The organism is Bacillus sp. AR2-1 (assembly GCF_008368755.1).
Lineage (GTDB): Bacteria > Bacillota > Bacilli > Bacillales > Bacillaceae_G > Bacillus_A > Bacillus_A wiedmannii.
Genome location: NZ_QORY01000003.1, coordinates 92,864 through 115,826 on the forward strand (window position 1 = coordinate 92,864; position 22,963 = coordinate 115,826).

General features: G+C 31.8%; 20 protein-coding genes and 1 pseudogene. 6 read left to right on the forward strand and 15 right to left on the reverse strand.

Features of this window, described 5'->3' with window-relative positions:
- Positions 1-72 precede the first annotated feature (72 nt).
- Complete coding sequence (locus DT250_RS03510; protein ID WP_149212529.1) at positions 73-840, forward strand: polysaccharide deacetylase family protein; 768 nt, start codon at positions 73-75, stop codon at positions 838-840.
- Positions 841-1,542: 702 nt separating this feature from the next.
- Here DT250_RS03510 and DT250_RS03520 read toward each other — a convergent pair.
- The 4 genes and pseudogenes from DT250_RS03520 to DT250_RS03535 all read right to left on the reverse strand — a co-directional run bounded on the left by DT250_RS03520 (position 1,543) and on the right by DT250_RS03535 (position 6,325).
- On the reverse strand, positions 1,543-3,177 hold the full coding sequence (locus DT250_RS03520; RefSeq protein WP_304488580.1) for an ABC transporter permease: 1,635 nt from the start codon (positions 3,175-3,177) through the stop codon (positions 1,543-1,545).
- A gap of 527 nt (positions 3,178-3,704) precedes the next feature.
- Positions 3,705-4,475, reverse strand: coding sequence for an ABC transporter ATP-binding protein (locus tag DT250_RS03525; protein WP_149212530.1), 771 nt, complete (start codon positions 4,473-4,475; stop codon positions 3,705-3,707).
- 445 nt (positions 4,476-4,920) lie between these two features.
- Positions 4,921-5,712, reverse strand: a pseudogene (locus DT250_RS03530) (IS4 family transposase); the annotation flags it as partial.
- A gap of 139 nt (positions 5,713-5,851) precedes the next feature.
- Positions 5,852-6,325, reverse strand: a complete 474-nt coding sequence (locus DT250_RS03535; protein WP_149212531.1) for a DUF1203 domain-containing protein — start codon at positions 6,323-6,325, stop codon at positions 5,852-5,854.
- A 744-nt stretch (positions 6,326-7,069) separates the two neighbouring features.
- On the opposite strand from DT250_RS03535, the gene DT250_RS03540 reads away from it, so the two are divergent.
- Both DT250_RS03540 and DT250_RS03545 read left to right on the forward strand, forming a co-directional pair.
- A complete protein-coding gene (locus tag DT250_RS03540) occupies positions 7,070-7,729 on the forward strand; it encodes a TetR/AcrR family transcriptional regulator (protein WP_149212532.1) in 660 nt (219 codons plus the stop codon).
- Between the two features lie 13 nt (positions 7,730-7,742).
- A complete protein-coding gene (locus DT250_RS03545; RefSeq protein ID WP_149212533.1) occupies positions 7,743-8,516 on the forward strand; it encodes a CPBP family intramembrane glutamic endopeptidase in 774 nt (257 codons plus the stop codon).
- Between the two features lie 189 nt (positions 8,517-8,705).
- On the opposite strand, the gene DT250_RS03550 is transcribed toward DT250_RS03545, so the two are convergent.
- The 3 genes from DT250_RS03550 to DT250_RS03560 all read right to left on the reverse strand — a co-directional run bounded on the left by DT250_RS03550 (position 8,706) and on the right by DT250_RS03560 (position 10,883).
- Positions 8,706-9,713 (reverse strand): MBL fold metallo-hydrolase, encoded by a 1,008-nt coding sequence (locus DT250_RS03550; protein ID WP_149212534.1) that lies wholly within the window; start codon positions 9,711-9,713, stop codon positions 8,706-8,708.
- A gap of 160 nt (positions 9,714-9,873) precedes the next feature.
- Positions 9,874-10,092, reverse strand: a complete 219-nt coding sequence (locus tag DT250_RS03555) for a hypothetical protein (RefSeq protein WP_149212535.1) — start codon at positions 10,090-10,092, stop codon at positions 9,874-9,876.
- Positions 10,093-10,586: 494 nt separating this feature from the next.
- Entirely contained in the window at positions 10,587-10,883 is a 297-nt protein-coding gene (locus tag DT250_RS03560; protein ID WP_255449984.1) for an ArsR/SmtB family transcription factor, read from the reverse strand.
- A 363-nt stretch (positions 10,884-11,246) separates the two neighbouring features.
- Here DT250_RS03560 and DT250_RS31575 point away from each other — a divergent pair, with 363 nt between their 5' ends.
- Both DT250_RS31575 and DT250_RS03565 read left to right on the forward strand, forming a co-directional pair.
- Positions 11,247-11,420 carry a hypothetical protein gene (locus DT250_RS31575; RefSeq protein WP_000395068.1) on the forward strand — a complete coding sequence of 58 codons (174 nt, stop codon included), beginning with the start codon at positions 11,247-11,249 and terminating at the stop codon, positions 11,418-11,420.
- 660 nt (positions 11,421-12,080) lie between these two features.
- Positions 12,081-13,154 (forward strand): DUF5105 domain-containing protein, encoded by a 1,074-nt coding sequence (locus DT250_RS03565; RefSeq protein WP_149212537.1) that lies wholly within the window; start codon positions 12,081-12,083, stop codon positions 13,152-13,154.
- 183 nt (positions 13,155-13,337) lie between these two features.
- Here DT250_RS03565 and tnpB read toward each other — a convergent pair whose 3' ends face one another.
- The 3 genes from tnpB to DT250_RS03580 all read right to left on the reverse strand — a co-directional run bounded on the left by tnpB (position 13,338) and on the right by DT250_RS03580 (position 17,834).
- The gene (gene tnpB, locus DT250_RS03570) at positions 13,338-14,459 is read right to left on the reverse strand and encodes an IS200/IS605 family element RNA-guided endonuclease TnpB (protein WP_149212538.1); all 1,122 of its coding nucleotides are present in this window, start codon (positions 14,457-14,459) and stop codon (positions 13,338-13,340) included.
- Between the two features lie 299 nt (positions 14,460-14,758).
- Positions 14,759-16,114 carry a lytic polysaccharide monooxygenase gene (locus DT250_RS03575; RefSeq protein ID WP_149212539.1) on the reverse strand — a complete coding sequence of 452 codons (1,356 nt, stop codon included), beginning with the start codon at positions 16,112-16,114 and terminating at the stop codon, positions 14,759-14,761.
- A gap of 484 nt (positions 16,115-16,598) precedes the next feature.
- Positions 16,599-17,834 (reverse strand): cytochrome P450, encoded by a 1,236-nt coding sequence (locus tag DT250_RS03580; protein WP_149212540.1) that lies wholly within the window; start codon positions 17,832-17,834, stop codon positions 16,599-16,601.
- A gap of 161 nt (positions 17,835-17,995) precedes the next feature.
- Between DT250_RS03580 and DT250_RS03585 the strand changes: the two genes are divergently transcribed.
- On the forward strand, positions 17,996-18,580 hold the full coding sequence (locus DT250_RS03585) for a TetR/AcrR family transcriptional regulator (RefSeq protein WP_149212541.1): 585 nt from the start codon (positions 17,996-17,998) through the stop codon (positions 18,578-18,580).
- 230 nt (positions 18,581-18,810) lie between these two features.
- Here the strand turns inward: DT250_RS03585 and hfq are convergent, their stop codons facing one another.
- The 5 genes from hfq to DT250_RS03610 form a co-directional block, all read right to left on the reverse strand.
- Positions 18,811-18,999: an RNA chaperone Hfq gene (gene hfq, locus DT250_RS03590; RefSeq protein WP_088609988.1), complete on the reverse strand. Its 189-nt coding sequence runs from the start codon at positions 18,997-18,999 to the stop codon at positions 18,811-18,813.
- A gap of 430 nt (positions 19,000-19,429) precedes the next feature.
- On the reverse strand, positions 19,430-20,035 hold the full coding sequence (locus DT250_RS03595) for a TetR/AcrR family transcriptional regulator (protein WP_149212542.1): 606 nt from the start codon (positions 20,033-20,035) through the stop codon (positions 19,430-19,432).
- 259 nt (positions 20,036-20,294) lie between these two features.
- Positions 20,295-20,876, reverse strand: a complete 582-nt coding sequence (locus DT250_RS03600; protein ID WP_149212543.1) for a 5' nucleotidase, NT5C type — start codon at positions 20,874-20,876, stop codon at positions 20,295-20,297.
- 51 nt (positions 20,877-20,927) lie between these two features.
- The gene (gene ribD / locus DT250_RS03605; protein WP_149212544.1) at positions 20,928-22,040 is read right to left on the reverse strand and encodes a bifunctional diaminohydroxyphosphoribosylaminopyrimidine deaminase/5-amino-6-(5-phosphoribosylamino)uracil reductase RibD; all 1,113 of its coding nucleotides are present in this window, start codon (positions 22,038-22,040) and stop codon (positions 20,928-20,930) included.
- Positions 22,033-22,770, reverse strand: a complete 738-nt coding sequence (locus tag DT250_RS03610; RefSeq protein ID WP_149212545.1) for a GTP cyclohydrolase II — start codon at positions 22,768-22,770, stop codon at positions 22,033-22,035. The genes ribD and DT250_RS03610 overlap by 8 nt, the downstream gene beginning before the upstream one ends.
- Between the last annotated feature and the right edge of the window lie 193 nt (positions 22,771-22,963).

A 22,963-nucleotide genomic window follows, 5' to 3' on the forward strand; every position in this document is an offset into this window, starting at 1 on the left:
ATTTTCTATTAAATAATTTAAAAATTAATTCATAAACTAAACTTACTTTTATCTCATAGGAGTGTATTAGTTGTGAAAAAAATTTTGATATTCCTTATTCTTTTTATTATCTCTCTTTGTTCCAAACCAATGTCCATATATGCTTTTACAGATAATCGTAACGCATATGAAAAAACAGGGAAAGTAATTTGGGAAGTAAATACAAAAGAAAAAATAGTTTCTCTAACATTTGATGATGGTCCTCATCCTGTTTTCACACCTCAAATACTTGATATATTGGCTAAATACAATGCGAAAGCAACTTTTTTCGTAGCAGGTAATAAAGTTAAAAGGTTTCCTGCTATTTTAATAAGGGAAGTAAAAGAAGGACACGAAATTGCTAATCATACTTATAATCACATTTATGATAAAAACATTACTGCAGCTAAATTAACATCAGAATTAAATCAAACGGATGAAGTTATCAAACAAATTACTGGTTATAAACCAACTCTGTATCGTCCAGTTGGAGGGCTACATAATGATTTAATTATTAATACAGCCATACAAAATGGAAAACTTGTGATCTTATGGTCGTGGCATCAGGATCCCCAAGATTGGAGAAGTCCAGCAGCTAGCAAAATTTCGAAGCATATCATAAAAGATGTACAGCCTGGAAATATCATTCTACTTCATGATTGGAATGGTAGCGAATTTTCTGAGACATCTCAGACAGTTGAAGCATTAGAAAGCATCCTGATTCACCTTAAAAACAATGGTTATACATGTATCACCGTATCTGAAATGCTCCATCGTTCCATAAAAATAATCCCCTCTCTTTTTGATCCTATTTATCAGTGAATCTGAATTTATTTACTTTCTCCTTTTTAAAATCTATTGTACTATAGTCATTTTTGCTACATTTAGAAAGATTATACACGTTTTCATAATGATTAGATCAAACTGGAGATTTCTTAATTTTAAACGAACATTTAAAATATTTTATAGCATAGAATAGACAATATGTAGTAGACATCATTAGAATCTACTACGTGAATAAAAAAGAAGGAGAAAATAAATGACTCTAAATATAAATAGAGTATTCCCACGTAATTGGTATGCTGTGAGTTATTCAAAGGATAAAAAAAGACTCATCAGATGAGATTTTTATATAATACTTTCGTTCTTCTGCTTTAAGAAGTTCTTGTACCCTCACATACACAAGAATTCCTCGCCTTTTTATTTATCATAAAGCTATAACATACGATTTAAAATTCGTAGAAACACCATTTGATTGTTTCATATTTCCAAATGGATAGAAATGATGAAAGCGTCTTTTCAAAATAATGTTTATAAAATAAAAGCCTCAAAAACATTTATGTTTTTGAGGCTTTTATTAATTGAGATAGTACCAAAAAAGCGAATTTCGTAAGCTAAGCAATTTTTCATATAGAAACAACCGATTTCTGTATGTTAAAAATATCGATTTTGTTCTTTTTATTATTCTTTATCATTTAGAACTTAGTAAATTTCACTTCAGATATTAAAATTATTTATTAGTTATTACTTATGCACAATTTTAAAATAAGAATAAACAGTTAATACATAATATCCAAAATAAATTATGGAATATACACCACCACCAATTAAAATAGGAATTATGATAGTATATATAGGCATATTTGTTAGTATTGGGACAGCAAATATGCTATGAGCAAGTCCGATTATTACAGGTAAAATAAAACTAAAGCGAACTTGTTTTGAAATTGACTTTCTTACTTCTTTTTTCGTAACACCGATTTTACGAAGAGTCTCATAATATCTCTGATTTGCATATGCTTCAGATAATTGTTTATAGTAAATGATAGAGCCTGTTTCCAGTACAAATACAGCCCCTAAAAAGATTCCAATAAATAACGTGAGCCCGTACATCTCCATAACATCTAAATTTGTTTTATAGAAAGTATTGATTTTAAAAACATCATCATCAGGTACTATCTTTAATAAACCTTCAGTCAATTCCTTACTATCCTTTTGTTGTGTCACATCAATATTTTTCACAATATAGGTCTTATGTGTTTGCTTAACCATTTCATAGATCTGATCAGATACAACGACAACCAAATCCCCTAAATTTGTTAGTTTACGAATTTTGACGTCCTGTATGACAGATATTTTCGGCTCAACTTCAAGGGGTAATTGAAGTCTATTTCCCTTTTCAAAATTCTTATCCTCATGTAGATTATATATAAATACTTCCCCCGGATTTAAGTTGACTTTCTTCACTCCCATATTTTTAGCATTTCTATTCAACATAGATTGGGACATAAGCTGAAAATCATATGGTATTTTAGAAGGGGGATTGGGTAGATTTGTATTTCCTTTTTCCTCAAAAGGGCCCCCCTTAACTGTTACCATTTCAACTTCAAAATCACGGATAATTGAATTTTTTTTCTTGTTCTCTTCGAAAACAGTCTGTATGCGCTTTTCAATCGCATCCTCTTGTTTTTTATATGAAAAACTGTACGGCGCCTCGCTTTTTGCTTCCAATTGTCCACCGAAATACCCTGATACAACAGTACTAATTGCTGTTAAAGCTACAGCACTTAACAGAGCAATAATCGCAAGTAACTTTGCATTTCCTTTTACCCGATATAACAACTGTGGAATATTTAGTATGTTCATACCATTATAAAGTATGTTTCTTTTACTTCTCATTTTCTTTAATACAATTACTGTGTAAGATGAAAATAGAAAGTATGTTCCATGAATAATTGCAATCAAAATAATAATCGGGATGTACATAGGTTCCGGATTCCCAGGGGTCCTTACAAGTTTTACAACTTCTTTGAAAAAAATTGCTAACAAATAACCTATTCCAAGTAAAATAATACTCATGTACGCCAATATTTTAGATCCTTTTGGCATGTTTTCTCCTTTATGATCGGCTTGAAACATCTCAATTAAAGAAAATTGATAAATTACACGAGAACTTTTCCATGCAGTATATAATAAAATAACTAAAAAGAGCACGGATGTATCTATTAGCGCTTTTATAGAAAACTCAAAATAAACAGGTACATTCAATTTCATCAAGTTTGTTAGCAGTTCTAAAGCTAATTTAGAACCTAAGCTACCAATTAGTACTCCAATTACTAAAGCTACGCCCCCCATTATAATGGTTTCCAAAAATAGCATAGTACTGATCTGTTTTTTAGTTATCTCTAATAAAGAGTACAATCCTACCTCTTTTTACGCTTCCTCATAAAAAAATTAGTAGAGTAAATAATAAATATCGCTATAAAAAGGATGAGAATTACTTTGGATGATTGAAGAACACTATTAACTATCACACTATCAACCATTACTTTTTTGATTTGAGCACTATAGCGAAGTGAGGCAAATATAAAATAGATAACCATACTCATAGTTAGGGAAACAAAATAGAGTATGTATTCTTTAAAATTACGCCGTATATTACGTTGAACGATATCAAATAAAGTCATTTTTTGACCTCCATAAATATTTGTGTCAGTGGAACATAGACCACTTTATTAGTTTCACAGTTTAACTTAAAGTGCCTATTGTATTTTTACAATTATGTGTGAAAAATCCATTAAAATATATAATACATATTGTCACGAAAATAATAAGTATCACACTTCATGCTTAGAATAGAGCTCCAGTTTTCTTAGAAACTTCCGCTGTGTGTTCTGAAATTGTTACTAGATAAGGCCCTCCATTGCAACTCCCGAAATTGCGGACATTACATCAACTATTTCTTGAAAGAACTGTTTACGTGTTAATTTTCCACGATATAATTCTTTACATAACTTACCATCTTTTATAAAAATAACTCGTTTACAATAACTTGCTGCTAGCGCGTCATGCGTTACCATTAAAATTGTTGAATTATCATGTTCGTTTAATGACTTCATACTTTCTAATAAATCTTTTGCTGACTTAGAATCAAGCGCCCCTGTTGGCTCGTCTCCCAAAATCATACTTGGGTTTGTAACTAGTGCACGAGATGCTGCACAGCGTTGCTTCTGTCCCCCAGATACTTGATATGGAAATTGATTTAAAATATGATCAATTCCAAACTTCTTCGCAATCACCAAAACGCATCGATCAATTTCTCTCGCTTCCACTCTTGATAGCGCAAGTGGAAGAGCGATATTTTCTCTCACCGTTAACGTATCTAATAAATTATAATCTTGGAAAATAAAACCTAAATGATTACGACGGAATAACGCCAGCTTTTCATCATTCATCTTTACAATATCTTTTCCATCAATTAAAATCTCACCGCTCGTTGCATTGTCAATTGTAGAAATAACATTCAATAGCGTAGTCTTACCAGAACCAGACGGTCCCATAATGCCAACAAACTCCCCTTCTTTCACTTGTAAGTTAATACCCCTTAATGCTTCAAATTTATTTCCACCTGTGTCATATACTTTTTTAATATTTTTTGCTTCTAACACTATTTTCATCTCTATATCACTCTTTTCTTCTAAAATCTATAGCACGTTAATTTTCTTTAATTCCGTTAACCCATACAAGAAAATTAGTTCGATGGGCACATCACGAAAATCCTTATTTGCAAAAAGAGAGAATACTAACGATATTATTCACTCTTTTTTATTAAATCCTTACAATCAAACTATTATTTCTTTTTGTGTAATTAGTTAATTTTATTTGGAAATATAAATAAATTAGATTTCAACATATAAACAACTTCTTTTAAAATCATCGTGTTATGTAAAGCCCCTCGTGCATACTGTACACAAAATAAAAAGCCTCTCTTTTTATTTCTATAACTCCTCTTTGACCTAACATATATAGGATAGATGAAATTAATTAAATAAAAAGTGGGGTAAAAATTAAATATTTATTAAAAATTTAAATTCTCTTCTTTTGGCAATCTAACTTCAAGTATTGTTTTGGTTGAAAGGCGGTTATTAATGTGTCCATATTTATTTGTATATAATTTTTACGTTTCTTCTTTTTTCTATTTTTAAAATAATCAGGGTTGGGATTTTTTTGATAAATACGTGTGTTGGATTTAATACGAAAGATATAATAAGTCTTTTTATCTTGTATATGTTGAAGATCTTTTAAGTGAAAATACCCTAAATCTCGGATACACAAATCATTCGCTGTTACAGTTGGGACACACAGAGAGCCATAGGTTCAATCATGTTGTTTACCTGGACCTGTATGGATATGTAGGAATTGTCCGCTTAATAGATCATATTCAAGTTGAATTTTCATCCCAGCAGTATGGCTACATCCTCCCGCCCCAGGGTAAATGGATGAAAATATATCTGGAAGCTGAAATGCAGTTGAATCTAAAATACGAATACGCTTGAAAACAGAGGTGTATGGAGAAGAAATTCGCATAGATGAAGTTAGTTTTTTATTTAGAAGGTTAGTCAATACGTGTTGTAAAAATTGAACGGCTGATTTATTAAACCTTTGATTCAGTCCTTCCGGACTAGTGAGTACTTCTGTAGATGCCTCTAAACAGCTAGATAACTGAGTTAAAGAGGTTGTAGCGATATTTTGACTCATCCATATACATAAAGCCACTAAATCTTTTGCTTGGTACTTACTGGTTCGTTGTACGAAACCAACATCTCGAGCAAGATCCCGTAAGGTATTTGGAGATAAAAAACTTTGAATCTCTTGAGCAAATAGTTGTAATTCATCAGATACAGAAATAGACATACAAAAATGCCATCCTTTCCTATGATTCTACAAAAAGAATAGCGTATTTTTTAATTTTAGGGAGGATTTTGTTGAATTAGCCTAATAGCGATTGGTGGTATCCCTTATAGGCTAATAGAAGTTTGCATTTTCAATTTTTTCACACTCTATTAACAAGGCAGTTATAGCATCCTGGTTTAGCGTTAAGAACGTGAATATATTCTACTTCTTTATTATCAAAAATTTCATCTATATTTTCTCTTAAATTTACACCTTCTGTAACCCTTGCTTCTACAATCATTGAGTCAGCATTGTAGCCACGTATAGATAGATACCTATGATGTAACATAAGCGGAATTTCATTTACATCTAGCTTAGCGGTAGTTGCTCCCTTTCGTATAAATATAGGACCACTTGCTTTATAAGGCGAATTAACACTATGATATTGGTAATTCAGTAAGATTACCTCTTCTCCTACCTCTGCATCCTTCAAACTTATCCTGCAAGGATATCCAGGATTTTTATTTGCTATTATTTTGACTGCCCCGATACTTTTTAATACTTCTTCACTCATTAGAAATAGGTTATTAAATTCCTTCTCTTGTAACGCAACGATTTGAAAGTTATTTCTCATATTCTATCTCTCCTTAATTAGTTGTTATAAAGCATTTCACTAAAGTTCATAAAACTTGTTCAATAATCCTGCATGTTTATTGAAGATTGAATTTTCATAATCTTTATAGTGAGTTTAACATAAAATTCCACAGGAACCTCTAAAAAAATCATAAGGATGATTGCCCAGTTTATTAATATCGTTTATCGGTTAAATCTAGTTTCTGAGTTGGCGTTGACCTTGTCTTTTTAGATACTTTGGTAGCCAAACAGAAGTTGTAGTACGTTCTAAAATATATATTTTTTGTTATAAGTTAACACAAAATTTCGTTCTGGGGGGTACTATAAAATTTTAGCTTGATAGCGATGGGGTACCGCCACATCGCTATCAAGCTAAGGTCATATAACGTTAATAATAGTAGAGGTTGCTTCTTTTTTCTAAAGGTTTCGTGTAGAGAATTTAAAAATTGCAAGTATTTTTTATAAGTTATATAAAAATCCCCCTTGTTTTTGAATGTGAGTGCTGGCTGGGGGAGGTGGTGCTAGCCCTCGTTTATCGTTGATCTAACTGAAAAAAAGATAATACACTGGTTTGTATATCTCTTAATTGGTACTGGTATACCCCTTTTTAGTGGGATATATTACATGGTGGATTTTATTATTGTATTAAAATGACAATAGTGTCGTTTTATTTTGACAACAAATGGATATTGACATACAATAAAATGACAATAGTGTCATTTTATTTTTTTGTTAGGAGGTAACTATGCCAAAGGTAAGCCAAGAATATGTAACAAGTAAGAAAAATGCTATTTTAGAAGCAGCATTATCAGTATGTAAAGTTAAGCCACTCTATGAAATTAGGATGAGAGATATTATTAAAGCCTCGGGATTAAGTCAAGGTGGGATTTATCGTTATTATTCAGATTTAGATGAGATACTTGTTGCACTTATTAATCAAGCGAATGCTAATGCCGACTATAAGCAGGCTGTAGATACAATCATGAAAAATAGCAATACTCCTAAAGAAACCATAGAAAAGGTTTTTACTTTTCTTGGGGAGTACATTACAGAAAACTTATCAACGATTGGCAAAATTCAATTTGAGCTTACAGTCTTATTTGCGAACAATCCAAACAGGCAAAAGAAAATTTTATCCAATATCACTGAAAATGAAAGCGGACAATACTTGGTTGAGCAATTATTTAATACAATTCTTACTGGAATTTCTTCAGAGAGCTTTCAGCCTACATTATCTTCAGAAGATTTATTTACTTTTATCATCACATCCATTGATGGAATTGTAAGAGATGTCATGTTACAAAAATGCTACGGTATGTTCCACAATGAACAAATGCAATTTGACGAAATCCGTCTGATGGATACTCTATGTAAATCTGTATTATTATTGTTAGGATCTAAATAAGGAGGTTTCACAAATGGGGAAAGAGATAAGAAGGTTTCTATTCTATACCTTTGTTTCGTCTTGGATACTATGGGGCGGCCTAGCAATATTAACACAGTTTAATCTGCTCAGGTTTGGAACTGTATTTTCAATAATATTGTTTATTCTTGGTGGTGTTACCCCTGCTATTTGTGAAATTTGGCTGAAAAGGAAATATACCTCAAAAGAAGAGTTTAAATCACTTATTAATAATATAAAAAATCCTAGGCACCCATTAGCATGGTACTTATTTACCATCGGACTTGCATTTGCAGCTTGTTTTTTGCCTACTCTTTGGGGTGGAGCATCTATGGAGAACCCTCTCTATCTGGCATTGATTGAATTCCCAATTATGATTATAGGGGGTGGTTTGGAAGAAATCGGTTGGCGTGGTTATTTACAGCCAACGTTGCAAAAAAAATGGTCGTCATTCACAAGTACGCTCATTGTAGGTAGTATTTGGGCAGTATGGCATCTGCCATTGTGGTTTGTGGTTGGTTCAAATCAAATGAGCATGAATTTCCTCTGGTTCACTCTAAGTGCTTTAGCATTATCTTTTCTGCTGACAGTCATTTATTCATTCACCAATAGTATTTTTCTATGTATTATTTTCCATGCCTTTATTAATTCATTCTGGGATGTATATATACCAGATACGAATGTTATATCCGCCTTATTTACACTTTTATTTGCAATGTTTATTTTTATTGTATTTGAATTTTATCGAAAGTGGAATAACACCAAAGGGCATAAATTACTTCATAGATAGTAATATTTCCATTACCTAACTAATAATACATTTTTGATTTGTTGACAACAAATTAAGGATATATTACATATCCCTCAACTTAAGAATTTTATAACGACCTCAAATAAGATTTTTATCTAAAAAGATCAATTTTACTGTTTTTTGGGTGTCTTTTTCATTAGCTTGATAGAGGTGTGGTATATCCCTTTTTTAGAAGTAAATACTTCTAAAACCCTGTAGTATTTGAAGATCAATTTTATCTGCTTGTGTCCTTTGAATTATAAAATCTAATCCATTTTTGATATTGTCCGCATATTTAGGCATTGCTTCAAGAGTATCGGTCAATGGTTTGGTGAAATCGTCCCAATGTATTGGGATAACAAGCTTCGGTTGTACTTTTTGTACAGTTTGCTCGTAATACGTATTTTGGAAAGTACTTTCCTGCTTTCCTAATACCCCTATTCCTAAAAACAAGACATCAGCTCGAATATCATCTAATACACCTTCTATATAGTTAGCACTTGGTTTAACAAGGAAAGTTTTATTATTATACGTAATCAAGTAATCATATGAAGAGTCTTCATGATAATCTAGGGCTTTAGCTGGTTGTTTAAGTGGATTTTTTATTTTTTCTCCTTCATCAAAGGTTGGTGAATGTTTCGATGGAAGGACAGTAACAGTAAAATCACCAAACTTCATAGCCTTATTTACTTCATATACAGACATCTGGTTCTTATTTATATCACCACCAATACCTATGTTAATTGCTGATTCTGAACCATATATATGTGTTCCAGTTCGTTTAGCTATATAAACTAAATCAAACGCATGATCATAATGTGTATGTGCAATAAATAATCCCTTAAGTTTATTATTATCAGCCCCTATTTGATTAAAAATTTTATCCACAGTATCTTCATCTGTTTTTATATTGCTGAACAATATTTTGGGTAAGGATGGCCTAGAAATAAAACCATCAATCATTAATTGTGTATTTCCATCATCAAATAGTAAAGATGACGTTCCTAAAAATGTGACCTTTACCTCACCTTGATTCAATACTTTTTGTGTTGTTTTTGGAGCATAATACGCCTTGTATTGTTGAATATCTGCTGAAGGTGTTAAAAACTTATAATAAACGAAAATAGAAGCGATTATTACTAGTACTAATAATCCTATAAAAAATACCCTTAATTGTTTTCTTAATGTGTATTTCAAAAAAAATCCTCCTACTTGAGGTTACCACAAAGTATCTATATAATTAAAAAATACGCCATCCTTTCCTATGATTCTACAGAAAGAATAGCGTATTTTTTCTTTTTATGGATACACTTTTTTACCTCAATAGCGATGTGATGGTACCTCAAATATAATAATTTTATTTGAAGGTCTCTTTTAAATTTGCTTCAAATCTTTTCATAGGTTGGTATACAAGAACGTGTAGTGATAAACCTATCACTGCAGTAATGTTTAAAATAATACTTATAATCATTAAAGACCATTCTATAACTGGAGAAAAGTATCCATTCGTACTTAATGTAGAAAAACTTACACCAGGTATTAAAATTACTATTAGTAAAGGTAAGTTTTTAACCAATTTGAATCCCCCTTTAAATATAACATCTTTATATTATAATATTACACACTACGTTATGTAATTAATATAAGATAGTTATCTATGGGTATTTAACCTGTTTTTTCATTTTTTTGGGGTGACCTATTTGTTTAGCTTGATAGCGATATGGCCGTATCCCTAATGTAATTTTAACAACGAACAAATATTCTTACAACATATATGGAAAAATACATATCATTAATATTTATATATCAGGAGTTAGTTATCTCTAACAAAAAAACATTTTGACTATTGTTGACCAAATAACCAAATAAGAAGCCGTTTATCGTGGATGAAATTTTTATAACGGCTTCTTATTTGGTTATATTTATGTTTTAATTCATATTCAGGAGTTAGTTATCTCTAACAAAAAAACATTTTGACTATTGTTGACCAAATAACCAAATAAGAAGCCGTTATAAAAATATCGTGGATGAAATTTTTATAACGGCTTCTTATTTGGTTATATTTATGTTTTAATTCATATTCGAAACATTGAGTATTTCTACAATTTTATCTGCTTTTGAATTGTTTATAGAGTAGTATACCTCTAGCCCTTTTCTTTCAGCACGTAGAACGTTCCTTTTTAGTTTAGATAGATGTTGAGATGTTGTAGATTGTGGAATATTCAAAATCTCTGTTAGTTGAGTTACATTTAACGTTTTCTTATTAGTTAATTTATTAATAATCTGTAAGCGTAATGGGTGTGCCATTGCTTTTAATAGTTCGATATCATCTTCGGGAATTTGAGTATCAATATTAGTATCTAGAATTCTATTCTTGATATAGCCTCACTTTCTAATAGTATTTTTATTTGTAATATATGAATATATCTATAAATATATTTTTTATATCTTAAATTGATTATATAATTTTAATATGTATTATGAGTTTTATGTAAATTCATAAATTATTTACTGGTATTTATAGGAGTTAGGTAATAGAAAGGTCAAATTTCATAAAAAAGCGATAAAGATAGTTATCTCCAATACTTTCTTCAATAATAAGTTTTAAAATAAAATATAAACTATAACGTATTCTAATTATGGTATAATATAGCAAGTAACTGAAGGCGTGTGGTGGGAGGTTGCAGCCTTTCTTTCTCTTAATTTAGAGGGGAAGGAGGTGTAACCGATATGGAATTTTTACAACAATTATTACAGGACGCTACGAAACTATTCGTAACAGTGTTCATAACAACTTTTGCAACTGCTTGTGCTAACAAGTTAGTAGCAAAACGTAATAATAAAAGTAAAAGAACCACCCAGACGTCTGCCAAACGTAAGAAAGGTGGTTCAAAGAAAAAATAATTAAACTTTGCAATCTACCACCTAACGGCAGCAGTTACAAATTAGACGGGATGTTACCAGCATCTCGTCTTTTATTATTATGCACATAGTTAGTGAGTTAAAACCTTTAATAAAGGGTTTATCTCTACACTCTCATTATACATTTTATCTCATTGGAAAACAATATCATCTTGTTTGGTATTTTTTATAATGAATCATAGATTGATACTGCTTAAAACTTTCTTATTTTGGTGAGCTTTTTTCAATTACTTCTTTCTTTTTATACATGTCTTTTAATACCTCTTCATTTATTTTCATATCAGAATTATCAACTAACTTCTTCTATATATAGGATTGTCCTTTTTATCTTTGTATTCCCGTTATAATAATTTGGGATGCATTGAGTTGGTGACTTGCACTACTTCAGCAAAATTATTTAATTTAAACTGATCCGAACACATCAGATATAAAGTGAATTTTTAATAATTTTTCTCTACAAATAGGAATTCCACTCATTTCTGCAGTCGAAGGTAACAAGTTCACTATTTGACCAGCATGGCTTGGAGGATTTCTAGTTCTTCTATCTCTAAGTTTGGCTATCTTGTCGCTCAATAGACATATACATAGAATTTCATGGTAAAATAGTAAATATTTTTAAATAAGGGGATGGAGGGTTTTTAAGTGAAACTTAGAAAGATTTTTATGTTTTGTTTTTTGTTTATATTCACATTAACTATTGTGACTGGTTGTAGTTCTTCACAAAGTTCCACAACTGTAAAAAATGGAAAGGCATCTTCGTCTTCAAAGAATGTGGAAATTGAAGTTGAAAATGCTGAATACGTATTACCATTAAATGGCTCAATGGGAGGAATAAATAAAGATAAAGTATTGAAATTCAAAGTGAGTTTGAAAAATAAAGGGGATAAAATGTTAGAGATATCACCTTATCTCTTTACACTATATCAAGGTGATGAAAAAATGAAGAAATATGATAAGGCTGATTCAGATAAATTACGTTTAATAGAATTAGAACCTGGTAAAAAAACATCGGGGATTCTCTACTATGAAGTGAATAAAGCCTCATCATATGAGCTCGTTTATTCCAATGAAGAAACAAAAAAAAGAGACGAGGAAACAGAAAAAGTTTCTTTCAAAATTGATACGCAAGAAATAGAAAAGAATACAAAAGACTTAAACAAACCAGCTGAAGTTCTAAAAGCCTATATAAATGCTGTTTATTATGATAAAGATATAGACAAAATTAATAAATTATCCGGTGAAGACGGAAAACAATTTACTCAAAATATACAACAAGAATTTAAAAAAGACGCAATGTCCAGTACGCATAATGGAATTAGTGATCAGGAATTTGAAAGTTATTATAAAAAGTTGAAATCTGTACTTCAGGAAAAAGTTACATTTAAAGTAAAATCAGTAGGTTCTTCTCCTGAGGAAGATAAAGTTGAAGTGGAATTAAAAGTGAAACCATTATTATTAAGTGAATTGCAGCCAAAATTAAATAAGGAAAATGAAAGATTGCTAAAAGTAACTCCAGGAATCGAACAGTCTAAATTATCTAGCCAATCGTTTAGTTACTTTATATCTATTTTGCCAGAAGCAAAAGTTTCAGATAAAGAAAAAGTAATAAAGGTTGAGATGGAGCGCTACGGAAAAGAACAATGGCGTTTTTCGAAAGATAAAATAAACGATTCAGAGGACGTAATGGAAATAATGGGAGAATTTTTAAAACAATAGAAAGAAATAACGAAAACGAAGTTTGTAACAACCAAACTTCGTTTTTTCAATTTGTAATGACTTACAACAACTGTTATCTCCAAAACGCTAAAAACAAATTTCAGGTCATTGAACTCCCCCCACTTTCACTTCGTTTAGAAGTGAGGGATTCCTAAGTAAAGAGTTCTATCGAACTCTAATTGATTAGGCTAACCCCGCAGTCCCTGCGGTTAGAAGCCTTATCGCTTCATTCTTTAAATTGATACTTGCGTTAATATCCCTATCATGGTGTGTACGACAAGAAGGACAGTCCCATTCACGTAGGTTTAGATTTTTAACGTCTTTGTTTTGATATCCACAACAAGAACATAATTGGCTGGAAGCAAATGTTTTCGATACGACAATGACTTGTTTGCCATACCATTTTGCTTTATATTCCAACATGGTTCGAAACTGTGACCAAGATACTTCACTAATTGCTTTTGCTAACTTACGATTTTTTAACATATTTGATACTTGCAAATCCTCTATACCGATAACATCGTGGTTTTTGATGATTTCAGTTGAGATTTTGTCTAAGTAATCTTTTCTAGCATTTGAAATGTATTCATGAATTCTAGCTACTTTTACTCGTTGTTTATTCCAACGAGAAGATCCTTTCATTCTTCTAGAAAGAACACGCTGTGCTTTCGCCAACTTATCTTCTAATGATCGGAAAAACTTCGGATTTTCATAGGGTTTTCCATCTGACAAAATGGCGAAATCTTTTAGTCCTACATCTATTCCAATGTAAGAATGTGTTTTCGGAAGTTCTTGTACTTCTGTTTCAACTAATAGTGACACAAAATATCTACCAGAAGGGTTTCGTCTAACTGTAGCATTTACAATACGTCCCGTTATTTCACGACTTTTGGCAAATTGAACAAGACCTAGTTTTGGCAATTTTATTTTGTTTCCTACAACGGCAATGTTTTCATTTGTTTGTTTTGTAATATAAGATTGTACGTTATTCTTCTTGGATTTGAAACGCGGGGCACTATTTTGTTTTTTGAAAAATCGTGTATACGCATCCGCAAGGTTGCGAACAGACGACTGAATCGCGATACTATCCACTTCCTTTAGCCAAACAAACTCTTTCTTCATGGCAGGAAGTTTGGCAGAGCATGTACCATATGTTAAACCTTTTCCAGTTTCTTTATATGCGTGATTCCATAGGGATAGGAAATGATTGAATACAAAGCGAGAACAACCTATCGTTTTATTAATTAGAATTGCTTGTGCTTGATTTGGATAGATACGAAACTTAAAGGCTTTATTAATTATCATTTGATTCATCTCCATTTCGGTATATGACTATTATACACCAAACATACATTCGATTGATAGTGAAGTAACACTTTCTGTATGTCGAACAATTAAGATGGCTTCCTGCCATCCCTTGTTCGAAGCCAATTCATCTCCCACCTACTCACTTCGCGCTCCTTGAGGAAGGAGTCTTCTTGGCTAAAAGGATAAAAAAAGACGACGCTGAATACGTCGTCTTTTTTATAAAGAGCAAAGTGATTTCTCAAAGTTTTCTTATTACATCAAAGCCAATTATCTCTTAGTTTATATTCAGGTAAAGCTTACACTGTTTTCCATAATGATAAAGCATAAATCCAGCTTGGATCCCCATTTCCTTGATAATTCTGGACTGCTTCATACACTTTTCCCTCGTGTAGAACTCTATCTCCCTTTTTATATGCTTTCTTTGCATCCCATGCTTCATATGGAGCGTTTTCAGTTTTTGTAGTAATTGTGAATGTATCACTCTGTACAGATTCATTTCCAGCTACATCAACCGCCTTCACTACATATTTATAAGTAGTATTAGCAACTAAGTTTTTATCCATATAAGAAGTCGTAGTGGATGTTGCAATCTTTTTCATTGATCCTTCTGTTTCTCTATAAATATCGTAATGGTCTACACCAATATTATCGTCAGATGGACTCCACATTAAATCTACACTTGACGCTGTTGTTCCCATACTATGTAATCCTTTTGGTTGTGTTGGTGCTTCTGTATCAGGAGCCTCAACAGTCGTTTTCACTGTAAGCGCTTCACTTTCTTTTGATACATTTCCAGCTGTGTCAATTGCTTTTACAGTATAAGTGTATTCCATACTTGGTTCTAATTGTTTATTAATAAAATGAGTGCCTGGTACGGTATCAATCAGCTCTCCATTACGGAATACTTGATATCCTTTTACCCCCACATTATCCGTAGAAGCGTTCCATGTTAGTTCAATACTATTTGCTGTTACTTTTTGAGCTTGAAGGCCATTCGGAATACTTGGAGCCTCTGTGTCTGGTTTCACATCATTAATCAGATTCACATCAATAACATTATAGAACGCATTCACAGTATCCGCTACATCCCATACAGCTAAAATCACATGGTATCCATTACGATCAGTAGGTACATTGATTTTGTGCGCTACATTATTTGAGGCTGCAGAACCATCATGTTGTACAGTACCAATTGGCTCAAAGTCTGCTCTTGTTAACGCTTTATTTGGATTCCAACCTTTTTTTGTAATGTAATAATGCCACTTGCTTGTTAAGTGTGGCGCTGTAAACTTCCAAGTAAACGTATTTTCCCCGCCAGTAATTGTATTTTTAAACCAACGATCTACCGTTTGTTGATCTAAAATACCACCAAATTTGCCTCCTGCAGAAGCAATTTGTCCATCAACTGGGCCGGCTTGCGGAAATCCTTTTGGAGCTTCTAAACTTTGTGGTTCATACATAATACTTCCGCAGTTTACATTTAGCGCGCCGTAAGTTTGGCTACATAAAGCGGAACGGCTACCAGGTTTTTCAACAAAACCGTGCGCGTATACGTTTTGAGGAATAAGTGTCGTGCCAATAATTCCAGCTGCTAATGCAACAGCCCCTAGACTGTTTTTGTTCATTTTTAAGTTTTTTAGGTGTTTAATCATTTGGTTATTCCTGTCCCCTTCTTGTTATGCTTTGTAGTGTGATGTGGGCTTTGATGTAAAAGTATAACAAGAGAGTAAATCGTTTCGGGTATGCGTAAGTTACGCAGGAACTATAGTGAATATGTATCCTACCCCATATGTGAAATATTTCACTTGACTGATATATCATGACATAGAAACTACCTAGATATGTGCAGAAGTTGTGCAGAAATATTTAACTTTTTATTAACACATAACAATCAACGATAAAATCGAAAATTAAAAAGTAAGATTTATATAGCTAATTGTTTAAGTGTATCGGGAGACATATATCGATATAAATATTCAGAAAGTAATGACAACCCTTGTTTTTTCTGGCTTCTCTTTATAAAAATCAAAATCAAGAACTTCACTATAATCATAACTATCTTTGCAATAATTTTTTGATAGTTCTAGTTTATAAATAGAGTTGGCTCTAATACAGCCTGTACCAGAGCCAAACTATTTACTTTATATGAATAATTTCACTTTTAACAGGGAGAGATTTCAAACCATATACAGAACTAACACTTGAGATAGGAACGGGAAGATTATGGTCAATAAACGAAAATGATTTATATTTTTTCATTAATTCCGTCAATACAATTTTAGCTTCTAATCTAGCTAGGGGAGCACCTAAGCAAAAGTGTATTCCATGGCCAAATGCAAGATGGGGATTTCGACTACGATGTATGTTAAAGTTATCAGGATCTTTAAAATGAAGAGAGTCACGATTAGCTGATCCGAGCCAAGCTGAGATGATTTGATCTACTTGTAGAGTTTGGCTTCCTAATTGAACCTCTTTTTTTACTTTTCGTACTATTCTTTGAGCTGGCGAACGATACCGCAGTACTTCTTCAATTGCTTTTGGAACAAGAGATAAATCCTGTTGTATTTGCTTATAAACACCTGGATGTTCTATCAAACAATATAATGCGTTTCCAAGTAAGTTAGTCGTAGTTTCATTTCCTGCTACCAATAGTAATTTACAAAATGATACTACTTCCTTACCCGAAATGTTTTTTTCTACTTCACTTTGAACTAATAAAGAAATAATGTCATTTGAATCTTTTTTGGATTTCCCTCGATTGAGTTCTATGATTTCTTCAAAAAATTCCTCTAATTCATTTTCTGCTTGTAAACGTATATGAAAAAATTCTTTCAAATAATCCGGATCATCATGACTGGGTGAACTTACTATAATATCAGACCACTTCTTGAATCTTTCCATATCATTAACAGAAACACCTAACATTTCAGCAATTACTATAACCGGTAAAGGATAAAATAACTCTTGAACAATATCAAAATTTTCACGATTAGATAATTGAATAAGAATATCATTTGTGATTTGCTGAATTCTCGGCTCCCATACCTTTAATGCTTTAGGAGTGAAGGACCGATGTACAATAGACCTAATTTGCGTATGTTTTGGTGGATCCATCCCAAGAATACTTTGTGGAAATGGAGAATTTTTCTTCTCTGGCATAACATTTGAAAAAAACTCTTTATCCTCTAAAACCCTTTTTACATCATCGTACAAAAAAACATTCCACATGTCAGCTTGCGGATTAAAATAAATCGGTTCTTTTTCTCGCATCTCCTTATACCATGCAAATGGTTCATATGGATCTCCTAAAGCCTTTTTTCCTACCAACTTATTTGTAGGAATCATAAAAATTGATTGATAAGGTGTTTTCATATATAACAATCTCCCCTCTAAAAAATAATTCTCAATACACCGAATCATATTCATTGAATCATATTCGGTGTATTGAGAATTATACAATAATAACACAAATTTTCAAAATACTTTTTCACTTTCAAGATATCAGTTACTATATAAGTAAGGGGGAATAAGGGTTGCATAAAAAAAATTTAACGAAAAGAAAACAACAAGCTATACAAACAGAGAATAATATATTTCTTGTGTTTTTAAATTTAACGAAAGAAAAAGAAATTGAAAATATTACTATTGAGGATATTTGTAAAAAGGCAAGTATCTCCGTAGGCACTTTTTATCATTATTTTTCTTCCAAAGAAGATATTTATCAAAAATTATTTCAACAAATTGAAGAAAACCTACATGTTGAATTAGAAAATATAGCTCAACATACGACAGTGCAAAAAACTATTTTGAATTTCTTCCAATGCATAGCAGAATATACAACTAAATTAGAGTTACATATAAATCTCCTTAACGATTTCAACAAAAGAATATTTGTATATGAACCTTCTTTAATTTATAGAACTCTAAATAATCTTGTTTATAAAGGACAAACGAAAAAAGAATTAACAAATGATATGAGTGTAGAAGAAATAACAACGTATCTTTTTATAATTGCAAGAGGAATTATATTAGACTGGTGTCTTTTAGGTGGTGGGTATTCACTAGTGCAGCGAATGGATACTTATATGAAATTAACCTTGAAATCTTTAAAACCCTAAATTTTAATCAAAAGCTACGCTTTCTTGTCCCAATTTGTGCGTTTAGTAAAATTTTATCATCTTGGGTTATTTGAACATCTATATCAAAAGCAAAAGTATAACCCTTCTTTATATTGCGAGAAAGAAGAATTATGCTTTTTCTTTTTTAATAGAATATATTAAGCCAATATCATTTTTGCATTTTATAAGATCTATTTTCTTGAAACTATAATTTTATTAACTTTTAAAAATTACTTAGTAATAGTAGAAATAGCTTGTTTATAAATTAATTGGTGTTTATTATGAGCCATTACAAGGACAGAGTATGTATCCATTGAAAGTATTTGTCCTCGTATCGGAACACCACTTTTCAAAAATATAGTAACCGTTCTTTTTGTATCTATTAGTTCTTTATACATATCCTCTTGTATCATTTTCATATTTTCGCCTCCCTGTTTAAATCGTAACATATTTTGAATATTGATATCATTGGATTAAAGTAATTATTACTTGAAAAATTAATAAAATTTTATTTTTTTCGATAATATACACCTTCCTCAAAATTGTGAAGATGTGAAGCGTCAATTATAAGTGGGAAATGAATTTCGGTTTGTCATAGCCAGAAACTCTTGATAAACGAGCTATATGAAGTTCTTTGATAGTTTGATATAAGAAGTTGCAGGAAGAAAATAGAGTGCGAAAAACAAGCCATTCGGTCTCTGCATAACATATCAACCTTACCAAAAGAGCGTTCATGCATCGGACATCTTGGGGTGAAACACCCTGAAGTAACGCTCAGGGAGTCGAAAGATTACTTTTGTCGTGGAACTTAGAAGCTCCCACTTCAAGCTTTGCTAAGTGGCGAGTAGTTCACAATGTTGGATTATGTATCAATGAAGAAATAATTCTGTTTACAAGATCATCTGTTATCCACTCTGTTTTCATATCGTCAGCATCTTTTTGATCAATGGAATCAATAAATTTTTTAAATTTCGGAAATAAGACAATAGATGTAATCCAATAAATTGCATGATTCGTTGAAAAGAAATGAAAAACGCCTTGTTCTTTCCCTTTCAATAAAATTTGTTTTAATTGTTCGAAATTCCCAATGATGTATGGTTTAATTTTTTCTAATCGTGAACTTTCCTTGATAATTTCTTCATATACAAGCGCTCCAATTTCAGGATGTTGTTTTATATGTGTAATAAGGAAAGTTAAATATTGTCTAAGGGCATTTCTAGAATTATGCTGCGTTTCCTCAAGAAAATTGGGTAGTTTTTTTGTAAAACCATATTTTTTAAACACTTCTAAGTAAAGATTCTCTTTCCCTTTAAAATAATATGAAACCATAGCAACATTTACCCTTGCTTCTATTGCGATTTCTTGGATACTTGTACCATCATAACCACGCTCTCCAAATTTTTTCTTAGCCGCTTCTAAGATGTTTTCAATCGTCTGCTCGCGGGATTTCCCCATTCTATACACCTCAAATTATAAATAATGTATTAAAAAAATTAATATGTGCTTTATATCACAAACTTTTATGAAATTCAATTATATATTTTAAATTAAGATTTAACAACTGATCAGATATTAATCGTTTTTGTAAAAATATTTCCTATTTTCTAAATGTAAAATAATGATAATATACAAAAAGAAGGAAAGACATACCACATATGTCTTTCCTTTTAAAAATATATAGCCCCAGATAATTTTGACTCCATTTGAATTCTTTTTAGTTACCTACATATGTATCTTTTTTTACGATATCTATTAATTCATTCCAACTTGTAATGCGGGGAATATTAAGGTAATCATTGTAAGAAGTATTTTTTGCATACACTTTAATTGGTTGCCCTATTAAAGTTTCTAATACAGCTGGCTTATCATCAAAGAAATAATCTAGCTGTATTTCCTGTATAAAGTGAATTTTCTCTTCATCTTTCATCCCATAGAAAAAGCGATCCTCATGTACTGGAAAATTCTTTTCCAGTAACCATCTTTTTGTTTGCTCTCCATGTTCTTTAGGTCGCGCAGTTATATAATATACTTCATGTCCCTGTCTTTCTAATTCTTGCAATGTCTCTACTGCATACGGAAATGGTAAACAAGAAGTATAATAAATTTCATCAAGCAAACTGTTCCACATCTGACCACCTTCTTCCGAAGTCATGCCAAATGCTTCATGAATTTCAATTGTTTTTAAAGAATGAAATACATCCAATCCTACTTCTTTGTTCAATTTTTTGTTATATAAATGAAAAGCATGCTGTCTTAAATTAATTAAAGTATCATCGATATCAAATCCAAACTTCACTCTTCATCGCCCCTTTCTGTACTTCATTTAATGTAAAAAATAAGTAGTTTTTTATTTTCCTTCTTCCTCATATTCACCACATTCAGGATAACCAATAAATTTATAATCTTTTCCAACTTGGGTAAATGATATATCCTTAAATTCAATTGCATCTTGCATTTTAGTAATGCCAGTACCCTCTACAAAGCTAGGTGCCATTCTTCCCCCAATAATCTTAGGTGCGATATACAATACAAGTTTATCCATTAATTTATTTTCAATAAACGATGCATTCACCTCTCCTCCACCTTCAATAAGAAGAGAAGAAACCCCTTTTTGTCCTAAAATATCAAGCATTTCATGTAAATTTATATATTTTTCTCCACTAGTAACAAACACTTTGACACCTGCATGTTCTAATACTTGCTTTTTCACTGCATCATGATTATTTGTTGTAAAGATCCAGGTAGCAGCTTCTCCATCTGTAACAACTTTTGATTTCATTGAGATCCGTAAGGTAGAATCTACTATCACCCGAATTGGATTTCGTCCATTTGGAATACGCGTTGTTAATGAAGGGTTATCTTTTTGTACTGTATTAGCCCCTACTAAAATAGCTGCATTTTCATTTCTTATCTGATGTACATCCTGTCTTGCTTCTTCAGATGTAATCCACTTACTATCCGATTCAGACGTAGCAATTTTCCCATCTAATGTAACACCAGATTTAACTGTTACAAATGGGCGTTTTGTCATAATATATTTGTTAAAGACTTCATTCATCTTTCTCGCTTCTTCTTCATAGATTCCTACAATTACTTCAATACCAGCATCTTGTAGAATTCTAATTCCACGTCCAGAAACAAGAGGATTAGGATCAAGTGTAGCAACTACTACTCTTTTAATTCCTGCTTGTACAATTGCTTCTGCACAAGGACCTGTTCTTCCATGATGAGAACAAGGCTCTAGGGTAACATAAATCGTGCCACCACGGGCCTGTTCTGCCGCCATACGTATCGCGTGTATTTCGGCATGTGGTTCCCCTGCCTTCATATGTACTCCGATTCCTACAATTCGATTGTTATTTACAATTACGGATCCAACCAGTGGATTTGGAGTAGTTTGTCCCTTCATAGCCTTAGCATTTTCAAGGGCTAACCTCATATATTTCTCATGCTCACCCATGTGAATGACCTCCCTCCAAATGCCCAGAGCGATGGATTTTCGTTTGTAAGTATTTCTCATTAAATTCTGAGACGTCCCCCCATAATGGCTCACGACTCGTAACATTTAATCCTGCTTTTTGCAACGCTTCTAGTTTTCTTGGATTATTTGTAATCAACTTTACAGGTTTTAAGCGTAATGCTTTTAATACCTCAATTGTATCATCGTAATTACGAACGTCATCATCAAAACCTAAATTTAAATTAGCTTCTACTGTATCTAAGCCGTTTTCTTGCAGGATATACGTCATCGCTTTACTAAACAAACCAATTCCTCTTCCCTCATGATTTGCTAGGTAGAATAGAGCGCCTGCGCCATGTTCTGTAATCATTTGTAAGGATTGCTTTAATTGGAACCCACAATCACAACGTTTACTACCAAAAATATCACCCGTATGACAAATACTATGCATACGAATCAGTGCATCTTCAGCATTCTCAAAATCACCGTACACAAGTACACTAGATTGTTGCATATCTGCTAAATTAAGAAATGATAGTTTTTCAATAATACCTTCTATACCATTCGTAACTTCATTAGTTTGTAACCAAGAATACCATTGGAAAATTCTCGTTTCCCCATATAAATTAATTGGTAATTTGATAGGGCCAACAAGATAAATCTCTTTTCCATCTTGATGTATTAATTGAATTTTATCTTCTAACATATGAATTGTATCTGTTGTAACCATTAGGTACCTCCTAGTTTAGAGAATCTCTAAAAAGTTCTCTTCCATTTTATATTTTTTATTATTTAACTTACACAACGTAAGTATTTTTACAAATGATATTCTTGTTCTCTTAACTTAGATTCAATATATATCATCATATCTTTAGCAAATTAGAGAAAAAAATTGTTAGTTATATAAAATAACTTAGTTACTT